This window comes from Curtobacterium sp. LFS084 (genome assembly GCF_047977705.1).
Lineage (GTDB): Bacteria > Actinomycetota > Actinomycetes > Actinomycetales > Microbacteriaceae > Curtobacterium.
On the sequence record NZ_JBFPFM010000011.1, the window covers coordinates 41,646 to 58,027 of the forward strand.

Below are 16,382 nucleotides of genomic sequence, written 5' to 3' on the forward strand. Positions count from 1 at the left end.
CACCCGCGCTTCCCGGCCCCGTCCACCGAGCGCGCCCGGTTGCCCGCGCGACAGCGGTCTGCGAGCGTTGGCGCATGGGCGACGACGTGACCACGCTGCGCCGGGTCCCCGGGTTCCGCCCCTACTGGACCGCCGCGACCGTGTCGGCGTTCGGATCGGCCGTCAGCGCGGTCGCGATCCCGGTCCTCGTCGTGACGGTCCTCGACGCCACGCCCGTCGAGGTCGGCCTGGTGAACGCTGCCCAGTTCGTCCCCTACGCGCTCTTCGGCCTGCTCATCGGCGCGGCCGTCGACCGTGTCCCGCGGAAGCCGCTGCTCGTCTGGGCGAGCATCCTCCGCGGCGTCTGCCTCGGGACGATCCCGCTCCTCTGATGGACGGGGCTCCTCGACCTCTGGGTGACGGCTGCGGTGCTGTTCCTCTTCGGTGTCGCGTCCGTCGCGGGGTTCGCCGCCACCCAGTCACTGCTCCCGCGGATCGTGCCGCGCCCGCTCCTCACGGCGGCGAACGCACGCGTGGACCAGAGCGACGCAGCGGCCCAGACGGTGGGTCCGGCGCTCGGCGGCGTGCTCGTCAGCATCGTGACCGCACCGGTCGCGATCGCCCTCGACGCGATCAGCTACCTCGTCGACGCCGTCCTCGTCGCCCGGATCCGGGTCGTCGAGGAGACCGCGGTCAGGCGGCCGGGTTCGAAGCTGCGGAGTGACATCGCCGACGGCCTGCGCTGGACGTACGGCCACGCGACGCTCGCCCCGCTGGCGCTCTCCACACACCTCTGGTTCCTCGCCAACGCCGCCGCGCTCACCGTCTTCGCGACCTTCGCGCTGCGCACCCTGGCCCTGCCCGCGGCCGTGTACGGCGGCATCATCGCCGTCGGCGGCGTCGCGACGCTCCTCGGCGCCACCGCGGCACCCTGGCTCGGGACCCGCTTCGGTGCCGGACGGACGATCATCGCCGCACGAGCCGCCTACCCGGTGGCCTGGGCCGCGGTCACCCTCGCGGCCGTGGCTGCGACGACGGGCCCGGCGACCGTCGTGGTCCTGTTCGTCGCCTTCGCGGTGCACGGCGCGGCCGCCGGGTGCGAGAACGTGAACGAGATGAGCCTCCGCCAGAGCGTCACGCCGGATGCGCTCCTCGGTCGTACGAACGGCACGGTGCGGAGTGCGAACCGGACCCTCGCGGCCGTCGGAGCGATCGGCGGCGGTGCCGTCATGACCGTCGCCGGTGACGGCGTCGCCCTGGGCGCGGTGACGCTCGTCTTCGTCGCCGCCGTCCTCGTCGCGGCGTGCTCGCCCCTGCGGACGGCCGGCGCCCGGTAGCGGATCCCGCTCCGCGGGGCCGGCGGACGGTCATCGCGTGTGGCGCGAGCGGCCGTGGGGGGGGGGGGGGGGGGGCCGGCCCGGGGGGGGGGGCGGGGGGGGCGGGGGGCGGGGGGGGGGGGCCCCGGCGCCCCCCCCCCCACCCGTCCGTCGTCGGTCCGGTCCGGCGGCGGACGCTCGACCGTCAGCGCGGGCGCCGGCTGCTCAGTGGTGGGCGTGGACGACGGCGTGACCGAGCCCGCGGCTCATCATCCAGCGGTTGACCGGCGTCGTCACGACGAAGGCGAGCGCGAGGGAGAGCGCCAGTGCACCCCAGAAGAGCCACTGGTCGAGCTGTGCGTCCATGGCGCCCGGGATCGCGACGACGACGGTGTTGTCGATGACCTCCATGACGGCGATCGAGACGGTGTCCGCAGCGAGCGCGACCGTGAACGCGGCCGCCAGGGTCATGCCGGACCGGATGACGCCGCGCATCGTGAGGGCGTAGCCGAAGACGAAGGCGAGGACGATCGACAGGACGATCGTGCCCGCGTTGTGGAAGCCGGCGGCGGTGCCGATGACCATGCCGAGGACCTCGCCGATCGCGCAGCCGGTGAGGCAGTGCAGCGTCGCCTGTGCCGCCATCGCCCAGGTGGTCGAGCCGGGTCCGGATGCCCTGCCGTGGCCAGCCCGCTCGTGCTCGCTCGTCCGGTGGTGCTCGTGCGTGTCCATGCTGCTCCGATCTGACGTGGCTTGCGCCGACGACCCTTGTACACCCCCCGGGGGTACCACATGGTGCAACGCGAGCGCGCCCTCGGTGTTCCCGATCCGACGATGATCCGCGCAGCGGACCGTCCTGTCCGGCCGCGACCCACGAACGGGTCGGACCGCGTGGGATGCGTCCGGCGCTCGGCATCGCGCACAGGTGCGAGGATCACTCCGTGATCACGACCTTCCTCGTCAACCACGCGGCCGCCGTGCGGGTCCTCTTCTGGGTGGCCCTGATCGCGTTCGCGGCCCTCGGCTGGTTCGTGTACCGCCGCGGAACACGGTGGCTGCTCACCACGCTCACCGTCGTCAGCGTCGTCGGAGCGGTGGCACTCACGATGACACCCGACGGCAACGGCGGGAACGGAACCTTCTGCACTGTGCAGTTCTCGGTCCCGTTCCGAGGGATCGACACGCTCGCGAACGTGGCACTCCTGTTCCCCGTGACGCTCTTCGCCGGGCTGCGCACCACTCGTCCGGTCTGGGCGGTGGCCGCGGCGTCGGGGTTCTCCGCTGCCGTCGAACTGCTGCAGGCGCTCGTCCCGTCCCTCGGGAGAGCGTGCGACACCAACGACTGGTTCATGAACACCGTCGGGGCAGTGCTCGCCGGGCTGGTCGCACTCGGCATCATCGCGATCGATCGCCGGGCACCGCGCGGACCCGAGCAGTCGCCGCGGCAGTCGGTCCCCTGACCGCCTCGCTCGCGCGACCGCGAGCAGGGTGCATCGAAGCTGTGCCCGGACCACGGGGCCGGGTCTGGCGAACGCCGGAAGGTGCCCGGTGCGCACGTGCTCGACGCCGCACCCGAGACGATCCGTGGCGACGCGCCACTGTCGACGACGGGATCGGTCCACCCCCACCCGAGCAGGCTCTCGAGCGGGACACCGAGGAGCACTGCGCACGCGAGGATCGACCGTCACCCGTGCACCGAGCTCGGATCAGAGGATGACGGTCTCGAACTCGAGGAGCTCGGCACCGGTCGCGACGGGGCTGCTCCCGCCGTGGTGCGCGCCCGCCTGACCGGTGCGCCACGCCTGGTAGGAGTCCTCGTCCGTCCAGGTCGAGACGACGAAGTACCGCGTGCCACCGGCGGTGGGCCGGAGGAGCTCGAAGCGCTCGAAGCCGGGCTGCTGCTCGACGTCGTGGGCCCGTCCGACGAAGCGTGCTTCGAGGTCGGCGCCCCTGCCCTCGGGGACGGTGATGGCGTTGATCTTCACGACGGACATGGCGGGTTCCTCTCGATGGTGGTCAGTGCTCGTGCGGGTGGACGACGGGGGTGACGGTGAAGGCATCGACGTTGCCCATCGCCTCGTGCACGTGCTCCGCGGCGTGCTCGGCGATGTGCTGGGCGTCGTGCAGCGAGGCGGCGGCGACCTCGACGGTGGCGGAGCCGGTCAGCCGGTGCCCGACCCACCGGAGCCGGAGATCGCGCACCACCTCGACCCCGCTCGTGTGCTCGAGCGCCTGCTCGGCGCGGGTGACGAGAGTCGGGTCGATCGCGTCCATGAGCCGGGCGCCGACGGACCGAACGGTCCCCCACAGCAGGACCATGATCGACACCGAGATGAGCAGCCCGATGATCGGGTCCGCGATCGGGAAGCCGAGCATCACGCCGACGGCACCGAGGACGACCGACAGGGACGTGAACCCGTCGAGGCGAGCGTGCACGCCGTCCGCGACCAGTGCGGCGGAGCCGATCCGCTGGCCGACGCGGATGCGGTAGATCGCGACCGCCTCGTTCCCGGCGAAGCCGATCAGGCCGGCGGCGACGAGCAGCCAGGGGTTCTCGATCGGTCGAGGGGTGATGAACCGGTCGATGGCCTGCCACCCGGCGACGACGGCCGACAGTGCGACGACGAACACGATGAACATGCCCGCGATGTCCTCCGCCCGGCCGTACCCGTACGTGTAGCGGCGGTTCGCCACGCGACGACCGAGGATGAACGCGATCCACAGCGGCACCGCGGTCAGGGCGTCCGCGAAGTTGTGGACGGTGTCCGCGAGCAGCGCGATGGACCCCGTGAACGCGACGATCACCGCCTGCAGGACCGTGGTGCCCAACAGGATGAACAGGCTGGTCTTCAGCGCGCGGACGCCGGCGGTGCTGGCCTCCATCGCGTCGTCGATCGAGTCCGCTGCGTCGTGCGTGTGCGGCACGAACAGGTCGTACAGGAACCCCTGCACACCACCGTGCGGATGCGAGTGCCCGTGCGAACCGTGCTGATGGTCGTGATCGCCGTGGTCGTGGTCCCCGTGGTCGGGATGCTCACCGTGCGTGTGCGTGTGCGTGTGCGTGTGCGTGTGTGCCGTCACGTGGACTCCTGCCCCCGATGGTGGTGCGGCGCCTGGCCGACGACGTGCTCCGCCTGCTTCACCGCGTCGATCACCAGCTCCGACGCGTGCTCGTCCGTCAACCGGTAGAACACCGTGGTGCCCTCGCGACGGGTCGACACCATCCGTGCCAGGCGGAGCTTCGCCAGGTGCTGGGACACCCCGGCCGGGCTCTTGTCGACCACGTCGGCGATGTGGTTGACGCTCATCTCTTCGGCGTTCCGCAGCGCGAGGATGATCTTCACCCGGGTGGCGTCCGCGAGCATCGCGAACACCTCGACCGCGAGCTCGACGTACTCGGACTCCGGGCTGAGTCCGCAGGGCTGCTTGTCTACGTGCACACGCAGATACTACACAAGGCCACGGCCGTCGTCACCGACCGGGCCGACCCCGCTCGGCGACCCGCCGGACGGCCCGATCAGGGCGACCCGGTCGAGGTGGACCGCACCTGGGCGAGCAAGCCACCAACGGGACGGGCGGCCAGCACCAGCTCGGCGCCGTGCACGCGGGCGATCGTCGTGACGATCGCGAGCCCCAGACCGGCGCCCTCGGCATCGGTGCGCACCCGGGTGGCCCGTCGGCGGAACGGCTCCGCCAGCAGCGCGACGTCGGCATCGTCGATCGCATCGCCCTCGTTCTCCACCGCGAGGAGCGGGCCCGCGGCGTCCGGCGTCCCCGACACCCGCACCGTCGACCCGGGCGTCGCGTACCGGACGGCGTTGTCGACGAGGTTGCGCACGAGCTGCCCGAAGAGCACCCGGTCGCCGTCGACCTCGAGCGCCGGGTCGACGACGTTCAACAAGGCGACACGGCGAGCCCGCATCGGCATCTGCAGGCCCTCGACGGCGTCGTCGACCAGTGCGTGCACCGTGAACCGCTCCGGGGCGGCCGGACGGTCGGCGCGCGCCAGGGTCAGCAGGGCCGCCGTCGTCTCGTTCATCCGGTCGTTGGTCGCGACGATCCGGGAGAGCGCCCGCTGGATGACCGGGTCGTCGGTCTGGCGCTGGGCGAGCTGCGCGATCGCACGGACGGTGGCGAGTGGGTTCCGGAGCTCGTGGGAGGCGTTCGCGGCGAAGCGGCTCCGTGCTGCGACGCCGGCTTCGAGCCGGTCGAGGAGCGCGTTGAGCGCGATCGCCACGGCTCGGGTCTCGTCCTGCGCGGCCGCGACGGGGACCCGCGCCCGCAGGTCGTCGACGTCGAGTCCGTCGGCGGTGGCGATCACGTCGTGGAGCGGCCGCACCGTGCGCCGGGCGACGAGCCAGCTCACGACGCCACCCAGGACGGTCAACGGCACGAGGACGACGACGGAGCAGAACCAGAACAGCGTGAGGACGTCCTGCCGCCCGTGCACCGTGAAGACGTCGTGCGTCGTGCCGTAGGGGAACGGCCCCGCGGTGATCGTGAACCCGGGGATGATCGTGAGGATCCAGACGACGACGAGGAGCACCGCGATCCCGCCCACCAGGACCGCCGCGGTGCCGAGCAGCGTCATCCGGAGTCGGATCCCGCTCGGTCGCCGCAGCCGCTCCCGCGTCACGACGTGACCCGAGCGATCCGGTACCCGACCCCTGGGACCGTCTCGATCCGGTCGGCTCCGACCTTCTTGCGGAGTGTCGACACGGTCACCCGCACGGCGTTGGTGAACGGATCGGCGTGCTCGTCCCAGGCCTTCTCGAGCAGTCGCTCGGCGCTGACCACGCCGCCGCCCGCGCGCATGAGGACCTCGAGGACGGCGAACTCCTTGCGGGACAGGTGCAGGACACGGCCGTCGCGGAAGACCTCGCGGTGGAACGGGTCCAGCGTGAGGCCGGCGCGGTGCAGGGTCGGCGGGACGACCGCGGAGGGTCGGCGGTGCAGCGCCGTGACGCGGGCGGTGAGTTCCGCCAGGTTGAACGGTTTCCCGAGGTAGTCATCCGCGCCGACGGCGAGCCCGGACACCCGGTCCCCGACCGTGGTCGCCGCGGTGAGCATGAGGACGCGCGGCGGCTCCGGCATCGCGACCAGCGCGCGGCACACGTCGTCACCGTGCACGAGGGGCAGGTCACGATCGAGCACGACGACGTCGTACGCGTGCACGTCGACGGCCTCCAGCGCCGCGGCACCGTCACGGACCAGGTCGACGCTGAGCCCGACCAGCTGCAGTCCGGTCTGCACGGCGTCCCCGAGGAACGGCTCGTCCTCGACCACCAACACGCGCACCATGTCAGAACCCTTCGTCGTGTCGGAGCAGGATACGGGCGCCGGGGTAAGGCGAACGTAAGGGGTCGGACGGACGCGCTCGCAACACCGGCTCCGGTGGACTCGCGGCATGTCCGTCACCCTCACACCGCGCGCGCTGCCCTCCCTGACCGGGTTGCGGTGGTGCGCAGCCCTCGCCGTCTGGGCCTACCACCTGCGGAACGTCGGCTTCTTCTCCGGCCGGTCCGAGGAGCTCCTCTCCCGCGTCGTCGGCGGTGGCGACACCGGGGTGTCGCTCTTCTTCGTCCTGTCCGGGTTCGTGCTGGCCTGGTCCCACCGCGACGAGACGAGCCCACAACGGTTCTGGTGGGCGCGCATCGCTCGGATCGCCCCACTGCACCTCACCGCGCTCGCCCTCGCGGTCGCCGTGGTGGCCCCCGTCGTCCCAGAGATCGTGAGTCCGTCGCGGGGCTCGGTCGTCGCGAACGCCCTGCTCATCAGCGCGTGGCGGCCCGACTGGTGGCAGGCCGGGAACCCGGTGAGCTGGTCCCTGGTCTGCGAAGCCGCGTTCTACGCCACCTTCCCGCTGCTCACCCTGGTCCTCCGGCGCGTGTCGACGACGGCGCTGGCGGTCGTCGCGGTCGCGGCGGTCGTGGCCACCTTCGCTGAGCCGTTGCTCGGCCTGCACGCGGTCCAGGCCGTGCTCCCGATCCCGGTCGACGCGGGGCACTCGCCGATCGCACGGTTCCCGGAGTTCCTCCTCGGCGTCGCGGTCGCACGACTGATGCGGACCGGAGCGTGGCGTGGCGCACCGCTCGCGCTGGCGGTCCCGCTCGCGGCCGTCGGGTACGCGGCTGCGACCGCCGAATCCTCGAGCCCGTGGCACCTCAGCGGCTTCACGGTCGTCGGGTACGGGCTGCTCGTGACGGCGCTGGCCCGCATCGACCTGTCGGGCCGCCGGAGTCCGCTCGCCAGCGCGCCGATGCGCTGGTTCGGGGAGCTCTCGTTCGCCTTCTACCTCGTGCACCTGCTCGTGTTGCAGCGGCTCCCGACCGTCCTCCCCGTCGACCCCAGAGGCCGCGCGGCGGTGCTGCACGCGCTGCTCGCCCTCGTGGTCGCGACGGCGCTCGCCGCAGGGCTCCACCACGGAGTGGAGCTCCCCGCCCGGGCAGTGCTCCTCGGGAGACACCAGCGCCGGTCAGCGCCGTACCGGTGGCCGACGGTCCGTCCGGAACCGCGTCGCGCTGATCCCGGTCGTCCGCTGGAAGAACCGGCTGAAGTTCGTCGCTTCGGTGAAACCGAGACGCTCCGCGATCCGCGCGACCGGGAGGTCGGTGTACCCGAGCAGGCGCTGCGCCTCGAGCGCGATCCGCCGGTCGATCAGCTGCTTCGGACTCGTGCCGTTCCCCTGGGCCACGGCGCGGGAGATCGTCCGGATGCTGTGCCCGAGGACCTGTGCGTACTCGGCGACGGTGTGCAGCTCGGTGAACCGCCGCTCCACCTCCTTGCGGAACCGGGTCGCGAGCGGGTCCTCCACCCCGTCGTCGGCGGCCGCTGCCGCGCCGCGCTCGAGCAGGACGAGGACCGCACGGAGCAGCAGCTGCAGCACCATCCGGGACGGGACCGCGCGGTCGTGCTCGCGCGCGAGCTCGCCGGCGACCGCACGGATCGCGGCGGCGGCTTCCGGGTCCGCGACGGACACCGGCTGGCGCACGCCGATCCCGTCGGCGGCCGGCAGGCTCGCCAGGAACTCGTCGGCGACGAGCAGGTGGAGTCCGTCGAGGTCGCCGTCCTCGAACCGCTGCACCTGCCCAGGTCGCACCCACAGCACCCGGTCACGATCGAGCGGAAAGTCCTCGAAGTCGACCTCTCGCCGGCCGGCGCCCTCGGCGACGACCGTGAGGACGTGGAAGTCGACCCGGTGCTGCCGTCCGTCGGCGCCGAAGCGCATGCGACGCCGCAGGTCGCGGATCCCGACGACCTCGATGCCCGGCACGACGGTCGTCCCGAACGCCAGCTGCTGCATCTGCCCCACACCGACCACCTGTCCCGGATTGATCCGAACGAGTCCACCAGTGCCCTCGATGCTGGGACCCGGTGAGGAGAGTATCGATCCGTGGCCGCGAGCAGCAAGCGGCCGGAGAGAAGGAATCATGAACGGAACCGTCACCGTCCTGGACAAGGGCGAGGTCCGCATCCACAGCTACATGGCGCCCGAGAAGAGCGTCAACGTCACGTCGCAGATCATCGAGACCCCGGAGCGGCTGATCGTCGTGGACGGGCAGTTCCTCGCACCGTTCGCCGACGAGGCCGCCGAGTACGCCCGGTCACTCGGGAAGCCGATCGACCGACTGGTCATCACCCACGGACACCCGGACCACTACGCGGCGGCGGCCCGGTGGGGTGCCCCGCTCGTGTCGCTGCCCGAGGTCCGCGACGCGATCCTCGCCCGAGGCGACGTCCACCTGCCGACCGGCGGCCTGGTCCCGGTGGCCGACGTCACGCCGGACGGGTCCGTGCGGGTCGGCGAGGAGGTCGTCGACGGTGTCCTCCTGACCTTCGAGCACGTCGTCGGCGGCGAGGCGCACGACCAGCTCCTGATCGCGCTGCCCGACCACGGCGTCCTGATCGCCCAGGACCTCGTCTACCACGACGTGCACCTGTACTTCGGCGAGCGGGACATCGACGGGTGGCAGCGAGCCGTGTCGCTCCTCGCGCAGGCGGAGGGGTACGACACGGTCCTCGCCGGTCACGGGCTGCCCACCACCCCGGCGGTCTTCGGCGAACTGGAGCGCTACCTCGCCGACGCCGCGGAGCTGCTCGGTGACGACGGCGCGGCCTACAAGGCGGCCATCACGAAGCGCTACCCGGAGTACGGCGGAGAGTTCGTCATCGACATCGCCAACCGGTCCCCGTTCCCCGGGGCAGCAGGCTGACCCAGGGAATGACCACCGGACGGGAGGCGCAGTGCGGGCCCGCACTGCGCCTCCCGTCCGCTCGGTGGTCACCCCACTGCAGCGGCGCCGGTCGTGCGCGCGGCGCCCGGATCCTCGCGGTCCGAGCCCGGGGACGACGAAAGCCCCCGGTTTCCCGGGGGCTCTCTGCTGTGGGCGATACTGGGATCGAACCAGTGACCTCTTCCGTGTCAGGGAAGCGCGCTACCGCTGCGCCAATCGCCCAGAGGAGTGTGGAACTGGAGGTGGGGACGGGATTCGAACCCGCGTGGACGGCTTTGCAGGCCGCTGCCTAGCCTCTCGGCCACCCCACCATCGAGGTTCACGTCTCCGTGAGTACCCGAACGGTGGGATACCCTCTGGTGAGTCGTGGTCCTCCGGAGAAGACCACACTCGAGCGGATGACGAGATTCGAACTCGCGACCCTCACCTTGGCAAGGTGATGCGCTACCACTGCGCCACATCCGCATTTGTCCGACCCGCTGTCGCGGCGACGACGTAAACTCTATACGAACCCGAGGGCATCCACCAAAATCCTCCTCGTTCACCGGGCGTGTCCCCCGTGTTCATGCGGATCGGGCCGGGTCGAGCCCCGACGCCACACCCGGGACGCGCGCCGTGTTCGGTGCACGCCCCGGCATCCGCTACTATCGACTGGCACGCACAGTGCAGGGGCGATTGGCGCAGTTGGTAGCGCGCTTCGTTCACACCGAAGAGGTCATCAGTTCGAGTCTGGTATCGCCCACCCACCCGCAAGAGCCCGACGCAGCAGCGTCGGGCTCTTCGCATCTCCCCCGCCGACGACCCGCGGACCACGCGACGGGGACGACACCGCAGACCACGCAGCAGAGCAAGGACGAAGGGGCGCATGACCGACGTCGACCTCGAGTTCGCCCGGGTCCGGGCGGTCCTCGACCGTCCGACCCTGCGGCTGATGTCCCGCCCGACGAGCGCCGTCGTGCTCGCGGTGTTCCGGACCGTGTTCGACCGCGACGTGCAGTACGTCCCCGCGGACCGCATGCACCTGCAGGTCGAGGAACACGTCGCGCGCCTGCAGGCCGCCGGCGCGCGCACGCCCGCGAACGAGGCCCGCTCGGCGGCCCCGGATGCGGGCATCGCGTCCGAGCAGGGCGAACCGGACGCCCGACCGAACGGCCGTGCGCTCTGCCGTGAGTGGGTGGCCGCGCAGTGGCTCGTCCGGTCGAACTCCCCCGACGGCGACGAGCAGTACTCCCTGACGAGCCACGCGCTCGAGGCCCTGTCCCTCGTCGACGCGCTCTCGTCTGACCGCGCACTCATCAGCGAGAGCCGGCTCGCGATGATCGTCGACGCCGTGCACCGTTGGGCGGCCCGCGCCGAGCCGGACCCCGCGGTCCAGGTCCGCCGGATCGACGCGCAGATCGCCGAGCTGCAGGCCGAGCGCGACCGCCTCGAGCACGGCGAGGTCGACACCGTGGACGACGCCCGGATGCGCGACGGCTACACGAACATCTCCGACCTGATCCGGCAGCTCCCGAGCGACTTCAAGCGCGTCGAGGAGGCGGTTGCGGCGATGCACCGGTCGATCGTCGAGGACTTCCGGCAAGAGGTCCGGCCGATCGGCGAGATCCTTGACGACTACCTCGCGCGGACGGACAACCTCATGGAGGCAACGCCCGAAGGCCGCGCGTTCGAGGGCGCCTTCGAGCTGCTCCGCGACGACGCGCTGCTCCTCCGGCTCCGCGACGACATCCAGACGATCCTCGCCCACCCGTTCGCGGACGGTCTCGGGGCGGCGGAGCGCCGGGCGTTCCGGAACACGGTGGTCATCCTCCGGCAGGGCATCGAGGACGTCCTCGCCCAGCGCCGGCAGCTCACGGCCACGCTGCGCGACCAGATCGTGGCGCACGACGTCGCCCGCGACCGCGAGCTCGACGCCGTCCTCCGCTCGGTCGAGCGCGGCCTGGCGACGTGGATGGACCAGGGGTCGGCACGGGACCGCCTGCCGCTCGGCCTGCTGCCGGCGACGGCCGAGGTCGGCACGCTTCGCGAACGGTTCTACGACCCGGACGCCGAGTCGGTCCCGCCCGCGATCGAGGAGCCGGACGACGACGTCTTCGAGGAGCTCGACGTCGAGACCCTGCGGCGACACGGTGGCCCCTTGCTCACCGAGCTGCGCGCGGCGCTCCGCTCCGTCTCGGCCGACTCCAGCGTGGACGCCTTCCACGGGCTGCCGCCGGAACAGCGGCGCCCGGTCGAGCTCTTCGGCCTCGCCCACCTGCTCACCGGCCACGACGACTTCGAGTCCGCAGCGCACCTCGCCGAGCACCGGACGGTCCGCCCGGACGGCCGCTCGGTCACCTTCCACATGCCGACGGCGGCGCTCACCGACGAGCGGCGCGGCCCGGACCCGGACACGACGAACGACGAACACGCACAGGAGGCGCGGTGAGCGACACGACACCGGCACCCGTCGACGAGACGGTCCCCTACGACGACCCCGCAGCCGTCCAGCAGGACGACGAACGCGACGAGACGAGCTTCGCCCTCTTCGAGGGCGACGAGGGCCGTCTCGACGACCGGCAGCGCCGCGCCCTCGTGGCGCTGCTCCGCAGCCCCTACGTGAGTGCACGCACCCACACCGACGAGTGGCGCGCGGTGCTCGACGCGGAGCACCAGCTCCGGTCGCGGCTCAACGACCTGTTCCTCGAACTGCACGTGGACCGCGACCGCGAGGTGGCGTGGAAGCGCCAGGCCCGCTCCGAGAGCCAGCGCCGCGGGTTCCCGACGCTGCTCCGCGACGTCCCGTACACGCGCGAGGAGACGATCGTCCTCGTCTACCTGCGGATGCGGCTGCGCGCCGACACCCGTCCCGGTCCGGACCAGGTCGTCGTCGACCGCTCCGAGATCCTCGGCCACGTCGCCGGGTTCCGTCCCGCGACGGCGACCGACCGCACCCGTGACGAGGGCCGCGTGGCGAAGGCCGTCGAACGCCTCGTGACCGCCCGGATCCTGCTCAAGACCAGCGACCCGGACCGGTTCCGGATCGCCAGCGTGGTCGAGGTGCTGCTCCCGCTGGAGCGGCTGCGCGACCTGGACACGTGGTTGGCGAACACGGCGCTCCGGACCACCACCGCGCACGCCGACGCGACCACCCCGGACGGCGAGCCGACCGACGGGGACGACCCGGCCCTCCCGGCAGACGAGACCGACACCGACGACGAAGGCGAGACGGACGCATGACCGACACCGCGACCGACTCCTTCGGCATCCCCGCCCTGTTCGACACGGTCGCGCAGTGGCGCGCCGAGTCCATGCAGGTCGTGAACTGGGGCGGGTTCCACGGCCACCGCCAGGTCGAGCTCTCCGGCACCGCCACGCTCATCTCGGGCGCGTCCGGCACCGGCAAGTCGACGCTGATGGACGCGTACCTCGCCGTCATGATGCCGTCGGACGTGCCGTTCAACGGGGCGTCGAACGACGCGACCACCGGGCGCGCGCGGAGCGCCGACCAGCGCAACCTGCTCACGTACCTGCGGGGCAAGGTGGACACCCGTCGCGACCCCGAGTCCGGGAGCCTGCGCGACGTCAACCTGCGCGGTGACGACCAGACCACCTGGGGTGCCGTCGCGGTGACGTTCCGGAACGACGACGAGCGGCGCTTCACGGTGCTGCGCACGTACATCGTGCCGAAGCGTGCGCGCGGGGTCGGCGACATCCAGATGACCATGGCGACGGTCGACGACACGTTCGACCTGCGCCGGCTCGAGGAGTTCGTCCCGTCGCGGTTCCACCACCTCGAGCTGACCGGACGCGTGCCGGGGCTCGTCATCCGCGACACCTACCAGGAGCTCGCGTACACGCTGCAGACCCGGCTCGGGATCGGCGACTCCGGCGGTGGCAACCGGGCGATGCGCCTGCTCGCACGGATCCAGGCCGGCCAGCACCTGCCGACCGTCGACGCGCTCTACAAGTCGCTCGTGCTCGAGACCCCGGGCACGTACGAGGCGGCCGACCGTGCCCTCGCCCACTTCTCCGCCCTCGACGAGGCGTACGAGGCGATGGACACCGAGGAGCGCAAGGTCCGCATCCTCTCCCCCATCACGGAGCTGCACGCCGAGATCGCCCGGTCGAAGGCGGCGGCCGAGGCCCTGGACGGCATCGCACCCGGCGCCGAGGTCTCGCCCTTCGCGCACTGGACCGCGTCGCGCAAGCGGTCGCTGCTCGACGCCGAGGTCGACCGCAACGGGCGCGAGCGCACGGCGGCTCGCGCCGAGGTCGCCGCCGCCGAGGCCCGGCACGCCGCGGTCGAGATCGAACTCCGCGACGCCGAGGCCCGGCTCCGCGACCAGGGCGGCAACGCCCTCGCGCAGCTCGAGGACCGCATCGACCGCCGGACCCGCGAGCGGGACGCCGTCGTCCGGTCCCGGGCGACGTTCGACGAGCGGACCGCCGTGCTCGGCACGACGGTCGACTCGGAACGGGCCTTCACCGCTGCCCAGCGGACCGCCCACGACTTCCTCGGGATCTACGCCGCCGAGCGCTCGGACCTCGACGACCGTCGCGACGCCCTGACGCGCGAGGAGTACCCGCTCCTCGACCGCGAGCGGACCCTGCGGCAGGAGCGCCAGTCGCTCGAGCACCGCCAGGGTGCGATGCCGCTCCCGATGCACGAGGCTCGGCTGGCGATGGCCCGCGCGGCCGGCATCGACCCGTCCGAGTTGCCCTTCGTCGCCGAACTCCTCGACGTGCTCCCCGGCGAGGAGCGCTGGCGCACCGCGATCGAGTCCGTCCTGGCGCCCGTCGCCCGGACGCTGCTCGTCGACCAGGACCGCCTCGCCGACTTCAGCGAGGCGATCGACGCACTCCGCCTGCCCGTGCGCGTGCAGTTCGAGGGCGTGCCGACCGGGCCGCACATCGACGTCGACGGCGACCCGTCCATGGTGTCCGGCAAGCTCGCCATCAAGCCGTCGCCGTTCAGCACCTGGGTGCGGGAGCGGATCGAGTCCGACCGCACCGACGCCCGGTGCGTCGCCGACGCCTCGGAACTCGGCGGTGGCGGCCGTCGTGTGACCGAGTCCGGCCAGCTCCGTGACGGTCGGCGTGGCGCGCACGGCGACCGGCGCCAGGCGAATGTCATCGGCTTCACGAACGAGGCCAGGGTCGCCTCGGTCGAGCAGGAACTCGCCGCGATCGCCCAGGACCTCGCCACGCTCGAGGCCCGCCGCACCGACGTCGCGCAGGACATCACCGCCCTGGACGTCCTGCGCCAGGCGCACCAGCACGTCGTGGACGTCACGTGGGAGGCGATCGACGTCGCCGGCCTCGAGGACTCGCTCGCCCGGCTCGACCAGGAACGCCAGGCGCTCCTCGCCGCCGACGACGGCCTCCGCACCCTGCGCACGGCCGTCGGTCGGCTCCGGGCCGCCCTCGACGAGGCGTCGGACCGTCGCGCCGCCGCCCGCCAGTCGGTCGCCCGGCTCGAGGAGCGGCACGCCGTGCTCGTGGACGGTCAGGACGCCGCGGCCGAGATCCTGTCGCGCTTCGAGGACACCCCGCAGTCGCTGCCCGACGTCGAACAGGCCCGACTGCTCGAGGAGACGTTCGCCGAGGTCGGTGCACCGGACGGGGTCGACGGCTTCGACGACGCCACCCGCCGTCTGAAGCGCCGCCTCGAGGAACGGCTGTCACAGGCGCTCGACGGTGCGGCCTCGGCCTCGACGGCGTTGACGCTGACGTTCCAGCGCTACCAGGACGCCTGGCCGGACCCCAACCTCGGGACGGGCGTCGCGTCCTACCCCGACTACCGGGCCATCCTCGACCAGATCGTCGCGACCGGGCTGCACTCCCGGCGCAGCGAGTGGCGTCGACGGCTGTCGCAGTGGAGCGGCGAGGACCTCGTCCCCCTCGCCGGCGCCTTCGACCGTGCCGTCGTCGAGATCGAGGAGCGACTCGAGCCCGTCAACGAGATCCTGCGCGAGCTGCCGTTCGGTGCCAACCGCGACCGGCTCAAGATCCAGATCCGCCGGGTCACCCGAGAAGAGGTGACGGCCTTCCGCCGCGAACTCCGGGCGCTGTCGGCGTCGGTCGACACCGAGTTGACCGACGACGTGCTCGAGACCCGGTTCCGCCGGCTCCGGCGCTTCATGGCCGTCATCCGTCCGGACCCGTCCGTCCCGCGCGGTGGCCGGACCACCCAGCGCGACGCCGTGCTCGACGTCCGCCGGCACATGGAGATCACGGCCGTCCGGTACGACTCGTCCGGCGACGACCTCGGCGTGTACTCGTCGCTCGGGGACAAGTCGGGCGGTGAGACGCAGGAGCTCGTGGCGTTCATCGTCGGCGCGGCACTCCGGTACCAGCTCGGCGACGAGACCCGACCGCGGCCCCGGTTCGCGCCGGTGTTCCTCGACGAGGCGTTCATCAAGGCCGACTCGGAGTTCGCCGGCCGGGCCGTCACCGCGTGGCTGCGCCTCGGGTTCCAGCTCGTCGTCAGTGCGCCGCTCGACAAGGTGACCGCCCTCGAGCCCTCGATGGAGCGGCTCCTCTCGATGCGGAAGCACCCGGACACCGGGCACTCCTCGATCACCGAGATCGCCCGCGTGGCGTCGGACGCGTAGGCGCGTCCGTCCCGCCCGCGGGCCGGGGTCGCGGGCCGCGGGGTTCGCGGGACGCCGAGGTCGCGGGCCGCCGAGGTCGCACGAACTGCTGCCCCGCGCCGGCCCCGGCGGCACCTCGTGCGACCGTGACGGTGGGCGCGCGGCATGTCGTGCGACCGGGGCGGACCTCGCCACCACCCCCGGACTGGGGTCCCGCCAGCAGCAGGATGGCGGACATCCCTTGACTACGATCGCCAGGAGCTCGACCGACTCCAGCA

12 protein-coding genes, 4 tRNA genes and 2 pseudogenes are annotated in these 16,382 nt (G+C 72.3%); 8 read left to right on the plus strand and 10 right to left on the minus strand.

The annotated features are described in order from the left end of the window. Positions 1-74 precede the first annotated feature (74 nt). A pseudogene (locus ACNQOV_RS08545) lies at positions 75-1,316 on the plus strand (MFS transporter). A 204-nt stretch (positions 1,317-1,520) separates the two neighbouring features. Here the strand turns inward: ACNQOV_RS08545 and ACNQOV_RS08550 are convergent. Beyond that, on the minus strand, positions 1,521-2,027 hold the full coding sequence (locus ACNQOV_RS08550; RefSeq protein WP_416394147.1) for a DUF4396 domain-containing protein: 507 nt from the start codon (positions 2,025-2,027) through the stop codon (positions 1,521-1,523). A gap of 209 nt (positions 2,028-2,236) precedes the next feature. Here ACNQOV_RS08550 and ACNQOV_RS08555 point away from each other — a divergent pair, with 209 nt between their 5' ends. Further along, the gene (locus ACNQOV_RS08555) at positions 2,237-2,755 is read left to right on the plus strand and encodes a VanZ family protein (protein WP_416394148.1); all 519 of its coding nucleotides are present in this window, start codon (positions 2,237-2,239) and stop codon (positions 2,753-2,755) included. Between the two features lie 246 nt (positions 2,756-3,001). Here the strand turns inward: ACNQOV_RS08555 and ACNQOV_RS08560 are convergent, their stop codons facing one another. The 5 genes from ACNQOV_RS08560 to ACNQOV_RS08580 form a co-directional block, all read right to left on the minus strand. Beyond that, positions 3,002-3,289, minus strand: a complete 288-nt coding sequence (locus ACNQOV_RS08560) for an antibiotic biosynthesis monooxygenase family protein (RefSeq protein WP_416394149.1) — start codon at positions 3,287-3,289, stop codon at positions 3,002-3,004. A gap of 22 nt (positions 3,290-3,311) precedes the next feature. Continuing rightward, positions 3,312-4,178, minus strand: a complete 867-nt coding sequence (locus ACNQOV_RS08565) for a cation diffusion facilitator family transporter (RefSeq protein ID WP_416394179.1) — start codon at positions 4,176-4,178, stop codon at positions 3,312-3,314. A 194-nt stretch (positions 4,179-4,372) separates the two neighbouring features. Then, positions 4,373-4,735 (minus strand): ArsR/SmtB family transcription factor, encoded by a 363-nt coding sequence (locus ACNQOV_RS08570; protein WP_402262766.1) that lies wholly within the window; start codon positions 4,733-4,735, stop codon positions 4,373-4,375. A 77-nt stretch (positions 4,736-4,812) separates the two neighbouring features. Further along, positions 4,813-5,931 (minus strand): sensor histidine kinase, encoded by a 1,119-nt coding sequence (locus ACNQOV_RS08575; protein WP_416394150.1) that lies wholly within the window; start codon positions 5,929-5,931, stop codon positions 4,813-4,815. After that, the gene (locus ACNQOV_RS08580) at positions 5,928-6,593 is read right to left on the minus strand and encodes a response regulator transcription factor (RefSeq protein WP_416394182.1); all 666 of its coding nucleotides are present in this window, start codon (positions 6,591-6,593) and stop codon (positions 5,928-5,930) included. Before ACNQOV_RS08580 ends, ACNQOV_RS08575 begins: the two co-directional genes overlap by 4 nt. Positions 6,594-6,702: 109 nt before the next feature. Between ACNQOV_RS08580 and ACNQOV_RS08585 the strand changes: the two are divergent. Further along, positions 6,703-7,701: pseudogene (locus ACNQOV_RS08585) on the plus strand (acyltransferase family protein); the annotation flags it as partial. Between the two features lie 69 nt (positions 7,702-7,770). Here ACNQOV_RS08585 and ACNQOV_RS08590 read toward each other — a convergent pair. Continuing rightward, the gene (locus ACNQOV_RS08590; RefSeq protein ID WP_416394183.1) at positions 7,771-8,769 is read right to left on the minus strand and encodes a helix-turn-helix domain-containing protein; all 999 of its coding nucleotides are present in this window, start codon (positions 8,767-8,769) and stop codon (positions 7,771-7,773) included. On the opposite strand from ACNQOV_RS08590, the gene ACNQOV_RS08595 reads away from it, so the two are divergent. After that, positions 8,726-9,508, plus strand: a complete 783-nt coding sequence (locus ACNQOV_RS08595; RefSeq protein WP_416394152.1) for an MBL fold metallo-hydrolase — start codon at positions 8,726-8,728, stop codon at positions 9,506-9,508. The genes ACNQOV_RS08590 and ACNQOV_RS08595 overlap by 44 nt on opposite strands. A 171-nt stretch (positions 9,509-9,679) precedes the next feature. Here the strand turns inward: ACNQOV_RS08595 and ACNQOV_RS08600 are convergent. From ACNQOV_RS08600 to ACNQOV_RS08610, 3 genes are all read right to left on the minus strand, one after another. Then, positions 9,680-9,751, minus strand: a tRNA-Val gene (locus tag ACNQOV_RS08600). Positions 9,752-9,766: 15 nt separating this feature from the next. Next, a tRNA-Cys gene (locus tag ACNQOV_RS08605) sits at positions 9,767-9,840 on the minus strand. Positions 9,841-9,922: 82 nt separating this feature from the next. After that, a tRNA-Gly gene (locus ACNQOV_RS08610) sits at positions 9,923-9,994 on the minus strand. Positions 9,995-10,198: 204 nt separating this feature from the next. Between ACNQOV_RS08610 and ACNQOV_RS08615 the strand changes: the two genes are divergently transcribed. From ACNQOV_RS08615 to ACNQOV_RS08630, 4 genes are all read left to right on the plus strand, one after another. Then, positions 10,199-10,271 (plus strand) — tRNA-Val (locus tag ACNQOV_RS08615). Between the two features lie 123 nt (positions 10,272-10,394). Further along, positions 10,395-11,957: a DUF3375 domain-containing protein gene (locus ACNQOV_RS08620; RefSeq protein WP_416394153.1), complete on the plus strand. Its 1,563-nt coding sequence runs from the start codon at positions 10,395-10,397 to the stop codon at positions 11,955-11,957. Continuing rightward, positions 11,954-12,748: a DUF4194 domain-containing protein gene (locus ACNQOV_RS08625; RefSeq protein WP_416394154.1), complete on the plus strand. Its 795-nt coding sequence runs from the start codon at positions 11,954-11,956 to the stop codon at positions 12,746-12,748. Before ACNQOV_RS08620 ends, ACNQOV_RS08625 begins: the two co-directional genes overlap by 4 nt. Continuing rightward, positions 12,745-16,125: an ATP-binding protein gene (locus ACNQOV_RS08630; RefSeq protein WP_416394156.1), complete on the plus strand. Its 3,381-nt coding sequence runs from the start codon at positions 12,745-12,747 to the stop codon at positions 16,123-16,125. Before ACNQOV_RS08625 ends, ACNQOV_RS08630 begins: the two co-directional genes overlap by 4 nt. Positions 16,126-16,382 lie beyond the last annotated feature (257 nt).

Excerpts from the sequence above, each read along its gene's own strand:
- ACNQOV_RS08595 (WP_416394152.1), top strand. The coding sequence starts at position 8,726 with ATGAACGGAACCGTCACCGTCCTGGACAAGGGCGAGGTCCGCATCCAC.
- ACNQOV_RS08620 (WP_416394153.1), top strand. The coding sequence starts at position 10,395 with ATGACCGACGTCGACCTCGAGTTCGCCCGGGTCCGGGCGGTCCTCGAC.
- ACNQOV_RS08630 (WP_416394156.1), top strand. The coding sequence starts at position 12,745 with ATGACCGACACCGCGACCGACTCCTTCGGCATCCCCGCCCTGTTCGAC.
- ACNQOV_RS08560 (WP_416394149.1), bottom strand. The coding sequence starts at position 3,289 with ATGTCCGTCGTGAAGATCAACGCCATCACCGTCCCCGAGGGCAGGGGC.
- ACNQOV_RS08565 (WP_416394179.1), bottom strand. The coding sequence starts at position 4,178 with ATGGAGGCCAGCACCGCCGGCGTCCGCGCGCTGAAGACCAGCCTGTTC.
- ACNQOV_RS08590 (WP_416394183.1), bottom strand. The coding sequence starts at position 8,769 with ATGCGGACCTCGCCCTTGTCCAGGACGGTGACGGTTCCGTTCATGATT.
- ACNQOV_RS08550 (WP_416394147.1), bottom strand. The coding sequence starts at position 2,027 with ATGGACACGCACGAGCACCACCGGACGAGCGAGCACGAGCGGGCTGGC.